Raw genomic sequence first — 14,710 nt, forward strand, 5'->3', positions numbered from 1 at the left:
CGGGGTTCTCGGGCGCGGTTTCCCTGCCAACAACGTGGATAGGGAGAGCGTTGTCAAGGGACGGCTGACGTTTCTACGTGCCGCAGACCAAACCTGTGGAAAACCTCCGCATCCGCTGAGGCGTCTGGCTAGACTGGCACGCACCTAGCGTCTAGCCGACCAGCACCGGGGGTCTGAGTGAGCCAGCAGCTACCACTCTCAGCAGCAACGCGCGCTGCCCGAGTCCTTGCCCCGCTCCTCGCAGCGGCTGCCCTCGCCCTTTCAGGCTGCACCGGCTCAGCCGGCGCAGAGCCCTCCGCTCCGCGGGAAACCGATACATCGACTCCAGCCAGTGAGACTCCGCCGCCGGTTCCAACCCCGTCAACCGCGTCGGCCTACAAACCTGCAACCGAGGAAGGCCCCGCGGAAAATGTGCCGGTGCCAAAACTCCCGAAAGCCGCCTCGGAGGGGACCGAAGAAGGGCTGAAGGCGTTCGCCGGCTATTGGTACGACTTGCTGAGCTATGCCTACGAGTCGGGTGATACCGAAGAAATGCGACGTATCACATCGAGCGATTGCTCACGGTGTCAGAAAGCCATGAAAGTGATCGAAGACTGGCATGCCGATGGTAGGTGGCTCGTTGGAGGTGCAGTGCAAGCGACTGGTTTCGGAGATGAAATCGCGGTCGATCCGAACGCGGTCTATCAATTGCCGGTGCAAGTCAATTACGATCGCTTATCTTATTACTCTTCAGGCCAGCTCCACGAAAATGAGCAGGCGTCAAGCGGCTCGATTGATTTGTTTATGGCCGTCTTTGAAAAGGGTGCATGGACTGTGGTTGATGTCGGCGTTATCGAGCCAGCTGAATAAGTTCGGAATTGAACTCATGATGCTTCGCGTTTGGATCCTCGGACCGCTGTCGATATTACTTTCCCTTCTAAGTGCTACGTCTGTAACGGCTTCCGATCTTCCAGGCACCGGCAGATTCGATGACGAAGGGATCGCCATAGGCGTCTATCAAAAGTTGCCCGGGACGGAACTGTGGGGCATTTACCCCGCAGTTGGAGAACCATCGAAGGATTTTCGGTTCGAACTGGCTTGCCATGAAGGCGATGACATTGATAGAGGATGCTTACCGGGTGTGCCCTCCTGCGAAGATGGTGAAGATGGGACGGCGGTCGTATGGTCGTGGCGGAGCCTTGCTGCTCCTTCACTCGGATGGACGAACTTGCCAGAGTTTGGATGCATCTATTCCTCTAATCCGGACGACGTTCTCGAACAAATCGCCAGCAGGATAGTTGAGCAATTTCGCACTCTCCCGGTGGACGCTGGAAGGATAACGATCCAACCGAGTCCTCATACCTTGGTTGGTGCCCACACTAACGTTTATGCCACTGCGAGCGAGCAGGATCATCGCATCGTCTTGTTGGGGCAAGATGTAGCTATACATGCAGTGCCGATTGAGTTCACCTGGGACTATGGTGACGGCGCTCGTCTTGGTCCAACTCCAAATCCGGGGGGACCATTGCCCAAGGAGCAGTGGGGCGGTGAGACGCCTACTAGCCATACTTACCGTGAGACCGGCGATTTTCGGATTTCTTTGACCACGACTTTCCGGGGCACGTACAGCGTGAACGGCGGTCCAGCCATCCCAATTCCCGCAACTGGCTCCTTTACGGCTCCTTCTGCAACGATCAGTGTCTGGCGATCGGTGGTCAATAACTACGCAGATAATTGCCTTGAGAATCCCGAGGGTGCGGGCTGTTAGCCAGAAGCCATTCGGTGCTGTGATATGCAGCACTTGAAGCACTTTTTTCAGACTTTTCCGGTCTGCCCGCCGATAGGGTATGTGACGGTGCTGACGCCACCGAGACGAGCGGCAGTCGGCCCTCGCATACCGTTATTCCAGGGGAGAGCATGAAGAAGTTGATGATGTCCGGCGCCGTGATGGCCGTGGCGGCGATTGCACTTGTCGGCTGTGGCAGCGAAGCCGGTGCCGACAAGCCGGCCGACAGCAACAAACCGGTAGCAGCTACCACCGAAGCGCCGGCGCAGAATGTGCGGACTCCGGAGAAGAACGACCGGATGGCCGAGGATACGGCCGAAGGCCTGGCTTCCTTCACGTACTACTACTTTGACGCCAAGAATTACGCGGTCCAGACCGGTGACGCAGATCTGATGCGTGCAGTCGCCGCGGATTGCACAGGCTGCATGGAAGAGGCTGACGCCCTCGAGGCTGTTTACGCGGACGGCGGCTGGATTGCCGGCGGCCAGCCGAAGGCGCTGAACGTTGTGGCGTTGGATAAGGCCAAGGACGACGAAGGCAACCTGAGCGCAGTGGTTCCGTTCATGGAGGATGCCAGCACCACCCTGGACAAGGACGGCCAGACCGTCGAGACCAAGGAATGGGATTCGGACGGAACCATTCTGACGGTGACTGCCAACTATGCCGACGGCGCGTGGTCGATGGTGTCGGTCGAAGAGACGCCGGACGCCGAGATCCCGGAGTAAACCCCGGTCGGATCCTGGCCACGTGCGCCCTTCCGCCTGATGGCGGAAGGGCGCACTGCCGTCTGCGGGGCGGGGCGGGGGCTTTGCACTAGAGAAGTTCGGCGCCCTTGGTCTCGGGGGAGAAGCGCCCCATCCACAACACGGCGAGCAGCACCAGGACTCCGGCGATGGCGAAGGACCAGGCCAGCCCGAGGTAGGGCCACATGACCGAGGCGAAGATGAGTGGGCCGAAGCCCGCGCCGACGCGGGAGAACGTCGATGCCCAGCCGAAGCCCGACCCGCGCAGCTCCGTAGGATAGAGCTCGGAGACGTAGGTGTACAGCACGGGGATGGCAATCTGCACGATCATGCCGTAGGCCAGCAGCAGAGCCACCACCGCCGCGGGGACATCGATCAGAAGCGCGACGACGACCAGCGTCAGTGCGGACAACGGCGCGGTGATGGCGAGGATCCACTTGCGCCCGGTCTTCTCGACGAAGTAGGCGGCGATGATGACGCCCACCAGGCCCACGGCGGCCATGCCCGCCGTGGTCAGGAAGGCCCGCGCTGCGGCGAACCCGGCGTCGATGAGGATGATCGGCATCCAGGTCAGGGCAAGGTAGTAGACCAGCAGGATGCTGAAGAACAAGGCCCACGCCGCCGTCGTAATTTTCCAGTTGAATTTCCAGACCGCGCGGAACTGCGCCAGGACGTTGACGGCCGACAGGCGCGGCGCCTCGCTCGGTTCAGGCAGCCGCCATTCGCGAACGGTTGCGCCGGTTCGCTCGATCATGCTGTTGATGACCTGCTCGGCCTCCGCCGTGCGGCCCCGGCTGACCAGATAGAGCGGGGATTCGGGCACCGACCGGCGGACCCAGAACACCAGCAGCGCAGGCAAAACCATGATCAGCATGGTGAATCGCCAATCGGCCACGGTGGCCATGATGAGGGCCGAGACGACGCCGCAGAGCGCGGCCCCGACAGGCCACCATCCGTCCATGGCAGTGAGGACCCGCCCGCGAAGCCGCCGCGGCGTGAATTCGCCGACCAATGCATAGTCCACGGGGACACAGCCGCCAAGTCCGAAGCCCGCAATGAACCGGAAAACGCAGAACCAAACAAGGTCCGGGGCGAAGGCTCCGAGGACCGTGAAGAGCGAGAAGACCAGCAGCGTGGCAGTGAACGCCGTCTTGCGGCCGATGATGTCGGCAATCGATCCCCAGATGAAGGCGCCCAGGGCCATGCCGATGAGGTTCGCGGTGCCGATCCACGCGGCCTGTGCCGGAACGAGGTCCCAGTGGTCAGACAGCAGCGGGATCAGGACGCCGTTGAGCGTGACGTCCCACGCGTCGAACATGAAGCCGAGGCCGCCAAGCAGGAAGATCTTGCCCTGCACCCGCCAGCGCCAGGGGAGTTCCTGCACGATTTGGTCGCCGGTGGGCAGGTGAGCGGTCTGCGTCATTCGTGGCCTTCCAGGGAGTAGCTATGGATACTTTAGTCGCGGGCGGCAGATGAGAACGTTCTCATGAAGTTCTCCTGAACGTCTCACGGTCGGCGTGCATTGTTGATTCATCAGCACCTCAGCGCAGGATGAAAGGCATCAACATGAACAAGCGCACTCTGTGGATCGCAACCGGAACTCTTGGCATCATGGCAATCGGTGCCGGTGCCGCCGTCGCGGACTCCGGGTTTGGAAGCCAGGATCTGGGCCCGGGCATCGTCCAGGCGCCGGAAGCACCGGCTGTTGCCCCTGTCGTTAGCAGCAGCGTGTCCCCGGCTGCGGTGAATCTGGACCGGCAGGATGTGAAGACAGCGGCCTCCGCCGCTACGGCCGAGAGCCCGGCCAGCCCGGTCTCGGTACAGAGCGCGCCGTCGCCGGTCTCGGCGCAGTCACCCGCCAGCCCGGTCTCGGCCCAGAGCGCGCCCTCGCCGGTCTCGGCCCAGAGCGCACCGTCGCCGGTCTCGGCCCAGAGCGCGCCCTCGCCGGTCTCGGCGCAGTCCGCGGTGTCGGCCCCGAGCGCGCAGAGTGCTGACTAACGGAGCGCCAAATGCTGCCGGGGTCCCGGAGGTTGCCCCGAGCACTGGCGCCTTGGTCCGTGTCGGACGTGCCAGGCGGTACCCGGGCCTGCCCGGGTACCGCGTCAGTAATCCACTACGCGTCCGAACGACGGCGGTGCCTGCGGCAGGCGCCGGCAGGCGATGCGGCCGCGCAGCCGCTGGAAGATGTGCGGGGGCAGGTCCAGAGCGGCGGCGAAGTCCTGTTCAGAGGTGAACCCGCCGCGCTTTTCCCTGACCTGGACGGCCTTCTTGGCAAGCGCACGCGAGAAGCCGGGCAGGGTTTCGAGCTCGCGGGCGGTGGCCGCATTAACATCTACCGGTTTGAATGCGGCATCGGCCGTCGCCCGTGAGGCAGCCGCCGCGTGCCGGCCAAGTGGTTCGGCCAAACCTGGCGCGTCCGGCCGGGCCGCCCGGGGTTCCCCGCCAGTGCCGGCTCCGGGTGCCGGGGCGCCGTTGCGGGAACCGGCACGGCTACGGTGCGCGGACCTGGGGCTGCCCGAGCCGGACCGGTTGCGCGACCGACCGCGGGAGTTCAGCTGGCTGCCGGAGCGCGCCCGTGTTGTTGACCCCGTGGTGCGGGAAGGACGGGCCGCGCCGCGGTCCCGGTCCCACTTGAAGCGCAGGTATTCGGGATTGATGGCCAGGGCGAAGCTGCTGCCGGCCAGCCAGCATGCCAGGAGCAGCCACGTGGCAATTTCTTCCTGCACGCCGGTGCCGTCGACCAGGGCAATGGCCACGGCCGTGAGGGTGAGGTGAACCAGACCGAGGATCCACCACAGCGGCCGCCCCGCCCGCGAACCGACCACCAGCAAGGCAGCTCCGCCCAGGAACCCGAAGGTTCCCAAGGGGACAAGCAGCCAGAGGCTCTGGCGCAGATTCCACATCAGGCTCGGTTGGGCCGAAGACATCAGTAATCCACCGACCTTCCAAACGGCACCGGTTTGGCCGGCGGAAGCTTGCAGACCACCAACCGGTTCAACCGTGTGAGCTCTGGATCCCGCACATCCAAAGCGGCGGCGAAGTCCGCCACGGTGCGGAAGGGCCCACGCTCCTGGCGCAACCGCACGGCCTTGCGCGCCTTGTGCCTGCTGATCCCTGGCAGCTTCTGCAGGGCCGCCGCCGGTGCCGAGTTCACGTCCACCGGCTCGGCCGGCAGCGCAGAAGACGCGCCTGCTCCCGGCCTGCCGGATTCGGCGTAGTAGCTTGCCGCGTCGACCCCGGGGTCGTTGAGGAGATCGGCCGCGGCCCCCGCGGGGGCCGGAGCAGTCCCTGCAAGTGGCGAGGCGGAACGGGGACGACGGCGGAACATGGCCGCGGGGGTGGGCATCGCCGTCGTGCTGTCCATGCCGGTGCCCGCTGGAGTCCGGCGGACGAGGGCACTCCACGTGCTGCCGGAGGAGCGGGACGCCTGGGTCCAGCGGTTGCGCAGCCAGGCCTGATTGATGCCCAGCGCATGCAGTGAGCTGATAGCCCAGAGCAGGAGCCTGGCCGTCGGGCCGGCCTCTTCGTTCATGAACAGCGAAACCAGCAGTGCCACCAGGTAGAGGCCGCCGGCGGACAGCCAGGCGGCGCGGCGCGCCAGCAGGCCGATGATCACGAAGCCGGCCCAGCCCAAGACCCCGAGGCCGAGCAGCGGCAGCAGCAGCCACAGGCTGGCGACACCGAGCCAGGGAATGGGCGGTGTTCCGGTCCGGCCCGCGAGGGCGGCGGGAGAGTCAGCGGCGGACATTCAGGACCATGGTGACGCTCTGGTCTTCCTCGACCCTCTCCGATGCGAGCTCCAGGCCGGCTGTGTGCGCGCGTTCCCGCAGCTTCTGCAGCACCGCCTGCTGGACTTGGCGCGCGTACGCGGCGTCGATCGCCTGGACGATCTCGGCCGCGCGCCGCCGGTCGACGTCTTCACCGCTGAAGTGGACCTGCCAAATGCCGTCGGCGTCGCGTTCGAAGACCGCCGCCACGTCTGCCCAGTCCGCCTCGAGGGAGGCCTCGGTGACACGGGAAACCTTCGCCTGCGTATCCTCCAGGGCAGCCTGCAGCAGGTTCAGGTCCAGCATCCGGGTTTGCACCTGGATTTGGGGCACGGCAGCAATCTCCGGCACAGTGTCCGCGGTACGGCTCTTGGCCCTCCCCTCGAGGGCGGCATTGACCGTGGCGACGGCGGCGATGGCCGCGGGGATCAGCAGAACGGAAACACTCATGGGGTTTCTCCTGGTTCGGCGCCGGCCGGAACCGGGCGGGGCATGGTGGCGGGGGCGAGCGGGCTGCGGCGGGCGGCCGGGCGGTCGGCCCGGGCGCCCAGATCCGTCAGCAGGGCGTCCAATTGGTCGTCGGTGGCCCAGCCGTTCAGGCCGACGGTGCCGTCGGCCCCGACCCGGATCTCGATCCGGTCGGGCTGTGCCTGAATGTCCTTCAGCAGGTCACGGTAGCGGCCGGTCAGCGCGGTCAGGCCCTGGTTGGTGGAACCGATCCAGGGCCGGTGCAGTTCCGGCCGGTCCCTCAGGTACGGTCCGTCCGCGAGCAGGTCGGTGGCAGCGAGCAGCCCGGCAATGTCTTCGCGGTCCGCGGCCCAGCGCCGCAGGTCACGGTGCAGGTAGCCGGTGAACGTCATCACGGACAGGCCGGCGGCCTGGAAGGCGCGCGCGACGACGGCGCTGGCCGCCGCCTGTTCAAAGGGTTCGCCGCCCAGCAGGGTCAGGCCTTCGGCGCCCGCCGCCACCGCCTGGTCGACGAGATCGGCGGCGAATTGCCGGGTCGGGACGAGCTCTGCCCCGTGGGCGGCCCACAGGTGGGGGTTGAAGCAGCCGGGACACCGGATGGAGCAGCCTTGCAGCCAGAGCGCGGCCCGCCGGCCCGGTCCCTCGGCCTCGGTGGCGGCGAGGAACCGCGCGTGCCGGATGACGCCGGCGTCGGACGGCGCCGGGGCGCAGCCGTTGTTGATGGGGAGCTTCCGGACCGGGACGCGCGGCTGCCCGGGCACGCCGGGGCTATCGGTCTGCGGACTCATTGCGGACGTAGTCGCTGGTGGTGACGGCGGTGCGGTGATAGTCCTCGGTGTAGGAGCTGGACACGCTCTCGGCCTCCAGCAGATCCTCCAAAACCGTGATGTAGTCCAGGCACTCGGCGCCGAAGATGTTGCGGGTCTCGGCCGATACCGCGCCGTCGGGCCTGACCGTGACGATCAGTTGTTGCTGGTCCATCGCTCTTCCTCCGAGGGGTCGGGTGTTGTCTAAAAGTCCACGGTGCGGCCGCCGCGTACCGGCTGCCCGGCGGCTGCGGCGGGCAGGCCACCGGCAGGCGGCGCCGCGTCGATCGGCTGTCGAATGTCCGCGTCCAGATCCTCGCTGCCGGTGGCACCGACGGCACGCAAGGCAGCCCACTGCCGGATGGCGCCCACTTCCTCGGCCTGCGTGATGGCCAACGGAATCATGTTGGCGACGGCCCGCTGCAGGTCGTCCAGGCGGACCGGGCGGTCTTCGGCATAGGCATCGAAAAGCGCGGCGACGACCGCCTGTTCGATTTCCGCACCAGAATAGTTTTCCGAGGCATCGGCGAGGAGCCCGACGGCGGCCGGATCGTTGGCGACGGCGTGCAGCTGGTTGGCGGCGGTGCCCTTGCCGGCCATCTGGATCTGCCAAATCACCCGGCGTTCGGCGTCGCTGGGCAGATCGACGAAGAAAATTTCGTCGAACCTGCCCTTGCGCATGAACTCCGGGGGCAGCCGGTCGATGTTGTTGGCGGTGGCGACCACAAAAACCGGATGGCGCTTTTCCTGCATCCAGGTCAGGAACGAGGCGAACACGCGGGCGGAGGTTCCGGAATCCCCCTCGCCGCTGGTGCCGGTGAAACCCTTTTCGATCTCATCGATCCACAGGATCGCCGGCGAGATGGCTTCGGCGGTGGCGATGGCGTTGCGCATGTTCTGTTCGCTGGAGCCGACCAGGCCGGAAAAGACCCGGCCGATGTCCATCCGCAGCAACGGCAGCCCCCAGGCCGACGCCATCGCCTTGGCCGTCAGGGACTTGCCGCAGCCGGGCACGCCGGTGATCAGCACGCCCTTGGGCGCGGGCAGGCCGAAGTCGGCAGCGGCATCCAGCCAGGATCCCTTTCGCTTGGCCAGCCACCGCTTGAGGTTGTTCAGCCCGCCGACCTCGTCCAGGCTGATGTTCACGTCCACGTAGTCCAGCAGCCCGGACTTGCGGATGGTCTGGCGCTTCTCGTCCAGCACCACGTGCACGTCGTGCGCGGTCAGCTCGCCGTCGTCGACCATCGCCCGCGCGAAGGCGTTCTCGGCTTCGGCCATGGTCAGGCCCAGGGCCGCCTGCACCATGTTCTCTTGGTCGGCTTCACCCAGGCTGACCTTAATCCGTCCGCCGTCGGAATTCTGGCTGATCATGTGCGCCAGCATGGCCTTGATTTCGTCATGACTGGGCAGCGGAAAGTCGACCAACGTGACGGCCTTGTCCAGTTCGGGCGGAATGCGCAGCACCGGGGCGACGATGATCAGCACCCGACCGGTGGTGCCCTGCCGGAAGGCGGCAGAGACCTCGCGGACCTTCCGGACCACCTCGGGGTCCGCCGGGCGCTGGTCGGTGCCGAAGTAGGCGTGCAGGTCGAAGAAGATGAAGACGCCCGGATCGTGTGCGCCGAGCACCCGGTCCAGGGCACGCGCCGGGGCCGTGGTGTTGGACTGCTGGCCGTCGCTGGGGGAGAGGAGCCCGCTGCTGGCGTTCCACGTCCAGACGGGGCGCGGGGTGCGCAGCGCGGCGGCGCACTTGAGCACTTCGGCGTGCACCCGTGCTTCTTCATGGCTTTCGACATACAACACGGGGATACGGGCCTTAAACGCTTGGTCAAGCGTTTCAGCAAAAGACATGGGTCTCTCCCCTTAAGGAACAGAATCGGGATCTGGCTCTACTTTAGGCACAGTTGCAGGGACTGGGCGCTTTGGCCGCGGGTTTGGCGCAGTTCTCAGCGCCCGATGTCCAGGCTCCAGCTGCCCTCGCTGGTGTCCACCAGGAAATACGTCACCGGGTACGGCTGCCAGGAGAACCGTGTGGTGCTGGTGCCGATCTTGTTGACCACCAGGTTTCGACGCGATTCCTGCCAGGTGTAGACGGCGATGTTGGCGTCACCGGTGTAGGTGAATTCGGCCAGTACCTCATCGCCCTCGTAGCGCACCAGGGCAGGGCCGGAGCCGGCGACCCTACCGTCTTCCGGTACGGCGTAAGCGACCGGGCGGACCTCCAGGCGCCAGTCGCCGTCCGCCTCGACATGCAGTGAAAATTCTTCCCGCGCGGTGGCCAGGAGACCGGCCGAGGGTTCGTCCCGGTCGCCGGAGTTGTAGAGGAAGTGGACCGGCCAGTCGGGGTTCTCCGGGTCGTCCACGGCTACGCTGGCATCCACGCCGCTGTCGATGACGATCTCGAACGGACCGTCGTAACCGGCCGGCCGCTGGTAGCCGAGGACCGCGTTGCCGGATCCTGCATAGCTGCCGGGGCCGCCGGCTTCTGCCACGGTTCCCTCCCCGGCCGCCGCCGCCGCCGTGCCGGTCGCTTCCCCGGCGCCGGTCGCTTCCGCGACGCCGGGCGCGGGATCCGGGGCGTTCTCTGCCGCCGGTTCGGCCGCCGGACCGGGGTCGGCACCCGAGGCGGCCGCGGCGGTGAAAAGGTGCGGCAGCAGGCGGGGGGCGGCGAAGCCGAGCGCACCGCACAGAATCAGGAGACCCAACAGCCAGACCACGAGCGAAAAACGACCGATCCGCAGTGCCGCGTCCTCAGTCATCGGTGCCGACATGTTGTGCTGTTCTCCTTTGTATGTCCCCATGAGGTTACCCACACCGCGGATCCGCTTCACACTCGGTGCCCCGCAGAAGCCCGACGCTAGACTTGGAGCATCCCCGAAGCCATTCTTCCTTGGAGATTTGTGTGAGCCTGAAGCAGCTTGACCGTGTTCCCATCCGCCGCGCGTTGATCTCGGTGTACGACAAGACCGGGCTGGAGGAGCTGGCGGAAGGGCTGCGCAGCGCCGGGGTCGGCATCGTTTCCACCGGTTCGACGGCCAAGAAGATCGCCGCCGCAGGCATCCCGGTCACCGAGGTTTCCGAGATCACCGGTTTCCCCGAGTGCCTGGACGGCCGGGTCAAGACGCTGCACCCGCGCATTCACGCCGGCATTCTGGCAGACCGCCGCCTCGATGACCACGTCCGGCAGCTCACCGACCTCGAGATCGAGCCCTTCGACCTCGTGGTGGTCAACCTCTACCCGTTCGTGCAGACCGTGCGGTCCGGCGCCAGCCAGGACGAGGTCGTGGAGCAGATCGACATCGGCGGCCCTTCGATGGTGCGGGCCGCGGCGAAGAATCATCCGTCCGTGGCGGTCGTGGTGGATCCCGCCGCGTACGCGGACGTGGTGGAGGCGGCGAGTTCCGGCGGGTTCGACCTGAAGACCCGCCGCCGGCTGGCGTCCTTGGCCTTCGCCCACACCGCCGCTTATGACACCGCCGTGGCCAAGTGGACCGCCGAGCAGTTCGGCGACGACGCCGAGGCCGTCGAGGCGGCACCGGCGTTCCCGCCGTACGCCGGCCTGGCACTGGAGCGCTCGGAGTCGCTGCGCTACGGTGAGAACCCGCACCAGGCCGCCGCGCTGTATGCGGAGACCGGCGCCGAGCCGGGCATCGCGCAGGCCGAACAGTTGCACGGTAAGGCGATGAGCTTCAACAACTACGTCGACGCCGACGCCGCCGTGCGCGCGGCCTTCGACTTCGCCGAGCCGGCCGTCGCGGTGGTCAAGCACGCCAACCCCTGCGGCATCGCCGTCGCGTCCCCGGGCGCCGCCGATCCCATTGCGGATGCGCATGCGAAGGCCCACGCGACCGACCCCGTGTCCGCATTCGGCGGCGTCATCGCCGCAAACCGAACGGTGACCGCGGGCATGGCCAATACCGTCAAGGACATCTTCACCGAGGTGGTCGTCGCCCCGAGCTTCGAGCCGGAGGCCGTCGAGATCCTGTCGAAGAAGAAGAACATCCGGCTGCTGGTCCTGCCGGACGGCTTTGCCCGGGACACGGTCGAGTACAAGCAGGTCTCCGGCGGCATGCTGCTGCAGGCCTCCGACCGGATCGACGCCGACGGCGACGACCCTGCCAACTGGACGCTGGCCGCCGGCGAGGCCGCCGACGAGGCGACCTTGGCGGATCTGGCCTTCGCGTGGCGCGCTGTCCGGGCCGCGAAGTCCAACGCCATCCTGGTCGCGGCCAACCGCGCCGCGGTGGGCATCGGCATGGGCCAGGTCAACCGGCTGGATTCCTGCCGCCTGGCCGTCGAGCGGGCCAATACGCTCGGCGTGGCGGTCGACGGCGGGGCCGACGCTGCCGGGGGAGCGGCCAATGTGCAAGGCTCCGGAGCGCCCGAGCGCGCCCGCGGTGCCGTGGCGGCATCGGACGCGTTCTTCCCGTTCGCCGACGGCCTGCAGATCCTCCTCGATGCCGGCATCCGTGCCGTAGTGCAGCCCGGCGGTTCGGTCCGGGACGAAGAAGTGGTGGCAGCGGCCAACGCCGCCGGCATCACCATGTACTTCACCGGGGCACGCCACTTCTTCCACTGACCGGTCCCCCCGCTGGGCAGCGGGGCCTCGTCAACGGGCGAAAATCCTTGCCGGCAGGGTGCCGGGGGCGCAGGTTCAAGGGAACCGGCGTGCCCGGCACCGGCCGCCAGGCGTCGCGCCCCTCGGGAGGCGGTGCACCGCCGTCGTGCCGGGCGCGGGACCGGTCCGGACGCGTGTGGCTTCTGCGGCACGGCGGCTTCCCGTCGTCCTCGCGATCTGCGGTGTGCGCGTCTTCAACCGGCGCCCGGCTGCCCTCCTCGGGTAAATTGGAGGAGTTGAGTAACCAAAGAGACCCACTTTTGCAGGGAGACGCCTCACCCATGGCCAAGATTATCTATACCCACACCGACGAAGCGCCGATGCTGGCCACCTATTCGTTCTTGCCGATCGTTGAGGCCTACGCCTCCACGGCTGGTGTGGAAGTGGAGACCCGCGACATCTCGCTCGCCGGCCGTATCATCGCCGTCTTCGGCGACTACCTCACCCCCGAGCAGCGGATCGGCGACGCCCTGGCCGAACTGGGCGAACTGGCCAAGCAGCCGGAAGCCAACATCATCAAGCTGCCGAACATCAGCGCCTCCGTGCCGCAGCTGAAGGCTGCCATCAAGGAGCTGCAGGGCCACGGCTACGCGCTGCCCGACTACCCGGACGATCCGTCCTCCGACGAGGAGAAGGACATCCGCGCCCGCTATGACAAGATCAAGGGCTCGGCGGTCAACCCGGTGCTGCGCGAGGGCAACTCGGACCGCCGCGCGCCCCTGTCGGTGAAGAACTACGCGCGCCAGAACCCGCACAGCATGGGCGCCTGGACCGCCGACTCCAAGACGAACGTGGCCACCATGGGCGCCGATGACTTCCGCTCCAACGAGAAGTCGGTGGTCATGCCGGCCGACGACAAGATCAAGATCCAGCTGGTGGCCGAGGACGGTACCGTCACGGTCCTGAAGGACGCCTTCCCGGTGCTGGCCGGCGAGGTCATCGACGGCACCGTCATGCGCGCCGCCGCCCTGGACGAATTCCTGGCCGCCCAGGTGGCCCGCGCCAAGGAAGAAGGCGTGCTCTTCTCGGCGCACCTGAAGGCCACCATGATGAAGGTCTCCGACCCAATCATCTTCGGCCACGTGGTCAAGGCCTACTTCTCCGAGCTGTTCGCAGCCTACGGCGACAAGCTTGCCGCTGCCGGCCTGAGCCCGAACAACGGCTTGGCCGCCATCCTGAACGGGCTGGCGGCGCTGGACGCCGAGGACCGCAAGGGCGTCCAGGAACTGATCGACAAGGGCCTGGACGAGGGCCCGGCCATCGCCATGGTGGACTCCGACAAGGGCATCACCAACCTCCACGTTCCCTCGGACGTGATCGTGGACGCCTCGATGCCGGCCATGATCCGCACCTCCGGCCACATGTGGGGGCCGGACGGCCAGGAAGCCGACACGCTGGCAGTGCTGCCGGACAGCTCCTACGCCGGGATCTACCAGGTGGTTATCGACGACTGCCGCGCCAACGGTGCCTACGATCCGACCACCATGGGCACCGTCCCCAACGTCGGCCTGATGGCCCAGGCGGCGGAGGAATACGGCAGCCACGACAAGACGTTCGAGATCCAGACCGCCGGCACCGTGCAGGTAGTCGACGGGGCCGGCACCGTGCTCATCGAGCACCAGGTGTTCCCGAACGATATCTGGCGCGCCTGCCAGACCAAGGACCTGCCGATCCGCGACTGGGTGAAACTGGCCGTGACGCGCGCCCGCGCCAGCCAGACCCCGGCCGTGTTCTGGCTGGACGAAACCCGCGCCCACGACGCCAACCTGATCGCCAAGGTGAACGAGTACCTCAAGGACCACGACACCGACGGCCTGCAGATCGAGATCATGGCCCCGGAGAAGGCCACCGCCTTCACCCTGGAGCGCCTCCGCAAGGGCGAGGACACCATCTCGGTGACCGGCAACGTGCTGCGCGACTACCTGACGGACCTGTTCCCGATCCTGGAGCTCGGCACGAGCGCCAAGATGCTCTCGATCGTCCCGCTGATCAACGGCGGCGGCCTGTTCGAGACAGGTGCCGGCGGCTCCGCTCCGAAGCACGTCCAGCAGCTGCTGGCCGAGAACCACCTGCGCTGGGATTCGCTCGGCGAGTTCCTGGCCCTGGCCGTGTCCTTCGAGCACCTGGCCACCTCCACGGGCAACGCCCGCGCGCAGATCCTGGCCGACACGCTGGACGCCGCCACGGGCACGTTCCTGCTGGAAAACAAGTCGCCCAAGCGCAAGGCCGGCGAGCTGGACAACCGGGGCAGCCACTTCTACCTGGCCCTGTACTGGGCGCAGGAACTGGCCAACCAGACCGCCGACGCCGAGCTGGCTGCGGCCTTCTCCGGCGTTGCCTCCGAGCTGGCCCAGAACGAAGGGGCCATCGTCGGCGAGCTCAACGCCGTGCAGGGATCCCCGGTGGACCTGGACGGCTACTACCGGCCGGACGCCGCCAAGGCCGCCGAGGTCATGCGCCCGTCGGCCACGCTGAACAGCATCGTGGCCACGCTGACCGGCAAGAAGTAGGCGGCGCCGGGCGCCCGTCCGGCAGCAGCCACC

The 14,710-nt window shown here is 66.9% G+C and carries 13 protein-coding genes; 5 read left to right on the forward strand and 8 right to left on the reverse strand.

Translation table 11 applies throughout. The features are described 5' to 3' along the window. Nucleotides 1-177 precede the first annotated feature (177 nt). Complete coding sequence (locus AC5RUH_RS04305) at nt 178-849, forward strand: DUF6318 family protein (protein WP_494127984.1); 672 nt, start codon at nt 178-180, stop codon at nt 847-849. 1,047 nt (nt 850-1,896) lie between these two features. After that, the gene (locus AC5RUH_RS04310) at nt 1,897-2,490 is read left to right on the forward strand and encodes a DUF6318 family protein (protein ID WP_494127985.1); all 594 of its coding nucleotides are present in this window, start codon (nt 1,897-1,899) and stop codon (nt 2,488-2,490) included. Nucleotides 2,491-2,578: 88 nt separating this feature from the next. Here AC5RUH_RS04310 and AC5RUH_RS04315 read toward each other — a convergent pair whose 3' ends face one another. After that, the gene (locus tag AC5RUH_RS04315; protein ID WP_494127986.1) at nt 2,579-3,931 is read right to left on the reverse strand and encodes an MFS transporter; all 1,353 of its coding nucleotides are present in this window, start codon (nt 3,929-3,931) and stop codon (nt 2,579-2,581) included. Nucleotides 3,932-4,074: 143 nt separating this feature from the next. On the opposite strand from AC5RUH_RS04315, the gene AC5RUH_RS04320 reads away from it, so the two are divergent. Continuing rightward, nucleotides 4,075-4,506 (forward strand): hypothetical protein, encoded by a 432-nt coding sequence (locus AC5RUH_RS04320; protein WP_494127987.1) that lies wholly within the window; start codon nt 4,075-4,077, stop codon nt 4,504-4,506. A gap of 104 nt (nt 4,507-4,610) precedes the next feature. On the opposite strand, the gene AC5RUH_RS04325 is transcribed toward AC5RUH_RS04320, so the two are convergent. The 7 genes from AC5RUH_RS04325 to AC5RUH_RS04355 form a co-directional block, all read right to left on the reverse strand. Then, complete coding sequence (locus AC5RUH_RS04325) at nt 4,611-5,435, reverse strand: ComEA family DNA-binding protein (RefSeq protein ID WP_494127988.1); 825 nt, start codon at nt 5,433-5,435, stop codon at nt 4,611-4,613. Beyond that, on the reverse strand, nt 5,435-6,256 hold the full coding sequence (locus AC5RUH_RS04330; protein ID WP_494127989.1) for a ComEA family DNA-binding protein: 822 nt from the start codon (nt 6,254-6,256) through the stop codon (nt 5,435-5,437). The genes AC5RUH_RS04325 and AC5RUH_RS04330 overlap by 1 nt, the downstream gene beginning before the upstream one ends. Further along, entirely contained in the window at nt 6,243-6,725 is a 483-nt protein-coding gene (locus AC5RUH_RS04335) for a hypothetical protein (RefSeq protein ID WP_494127990.1), read from the reverse strand. Before AC5RUH_RS04335 ends, AC5RUH_RS04330 begins: the two co-directional genes overlap by 14 nt. Further along, complete coding sequence (locus AC5RUH_RS04340) at nt 6,722-7,531, reverse strand: 4Fe-4S single cluster domain-containing protein (RefSeq protein ID WP_494127991.1); 810 nt, start codon at nt 7,529-7,531, stop codon at nt 6,722-6,724. Before AC5RUH_RS04340 ends, AC5RUH_RS04335 begins: the two co-directional genes overlap by 4 nt. Further along, the gene (locus AC5RUH_RS04345; protein WP_494001527.1) at nt 7,512-7,724 is read right to left on the reverse strand and encodes a DUF2997 domain-containing protein; all 213 of its coding nucleotides are present in this window, start codon (nt 7,722-7,724) and stop codon (nt 7,512-7,514) included. Before AC5RUH_RS04345 ends, AC5RUH_RS04340 begins: the two co-directional genes overlap by 20 nt. Before the next feature lie 29 nt (nt 7,725-7,753). Continuing rightward, nucleotides 7,754-9,400 (reverse strand): AAA family ATPase, encoded by a 1,647-nt coding sequence (locus AC5RUH_RS04350; protein WP_494127992.1) that lies wholly within the window; start codon nt 9,398-9,400, stop codon nt 7,754-7,756. A 95-nt stretch (nt 9,401-9,495) separates the two neighbouring features. Further along, a complete protein-coding gene (locus AC5RUH_RS04355) occupies nt 9,496-10,320 on the reverse strand; it encodes a hypothetical protein (protein WP_494127993.1) in 825 nt (274 codons plus the stop codon). 131 nt (nt 10,321-10,451) lie between these two features. Between AC5RUH_RS04355 and purH the strand changes: the two genes are divergently transcribed. Together purH and AC5RUH_RS04365 are read left to right on the forward strand one after the other, a co-directional pair. Further along, the gene (gene purH, locus AC5RUH_RS04360) at nt 10,452-12,128 is read left to right on the forward strand and encodes a bifunctional phosphoribosylaminoimidazolecarboxamide formyltransferase/IMP cyclohydrolase (protein ID WP_494127994.1); all 1,677 of its coding nucleotides are present in this window, start codon (nt 10,452-10,454) and stop codon (nt 12,126-12,128) included. Between the two features lie 320 nt (nt 12,129-12,448). After that, on the forward strand, nt 12,449-14,677 hold the full coding sequence (locus tag AC5RUH_RS04365; protein WP_494127995.1) for an NADP-dependent isocitrate dehydrogenase: 2,229 nt from the start codon (nt 12,449-12,451) through the stop codon (nt 14,675-14,677). The last annotated feature ends 33 nt before the right edge of the window (nt 14,678-14,710 follow it).

It is taken from the genome of Arthrobacter sp. Y3223166, from assembly GCF_059090935.1.

Coding starts and splice junctions, on each gene's coding strand:
- AC5RUH_RS04310 (WP_494127985.1), top strand. CDS start 1,897: ATGAAGAAGTTGATGATGTCCGGCGCCGTGATGGCCGTGGCGGCGATT.
- AC5RUH_RS04315 (WP_494127986.1), bottom strand. CDS start 3,931: ATGACGCAGACCGCTCACCTGCCCACCGGCGACCAAATCGTGCAGGAA.
- AC5RUH_RS04320 (WP_494127987.1), top strand. CDS start 4,075: ATGAACAAGCGCACTCTGTGGATCGCAACCGGAACTCTTGGCATCATG.
- AC5RUH_RS04325 (WP_494127988.1), bottom strand. CDS start 5,435: ATGTCTTCGGCCCAACCGAGCCTGATGTGGAATCTGCGCCAGAGCCTC.
- AC5RUH_RS04330 (WP_494127989.1), bottom strand. CDS start 6,256: ATGTCCGCCGCTGACTCTCCCGCCGCCCTCGCGGGCCGGACCGGAACA.
- AC5RUH_RS04335 (WP_494127990.1), bottom strand. CDS start 6,725: ATGAGTGTTTCCGTTCTGCTGATCCCCGCGGCCATCGCCGCCGTCGCC.
- AC5RUH_RS04340 (WP_494127991.1), bottom strand. CDS start 7,531: ATGAGTCCGCAGACCGATAGCCCCGGCGTGCCCGGGCAGCCGCGCGTC.
- AC5RUH_RS04345 (WP_494001527.1), bottom strand. CDS start 7,724: ATGGACCAGCAACAACTGATCGTCACGGTCAGGCCCGACGGCGCGGTA.
- AC5RUH_RS04350 (WP_494127992.1), bottom strand. CDS start 9,400: ATGTCTTTTGCTGAAACGCTTGACCAAGCGTTTAAGGCCCGTATCCCC.
- AC5RUH_RS04355 (WP_494127993.1), bottom strand. CDS start 10,320: ATGTCGGCACCGATGACTGAGGACGCGGCACTGCGGATCGGTCGTTTT.
- AC5RUH_RS04365 (WP_494127995.1), top strand. CDS start 12,449: ATGGCCAAGATTATCTATACCCACACCGACGAAGCGCCGATGCTGGCC.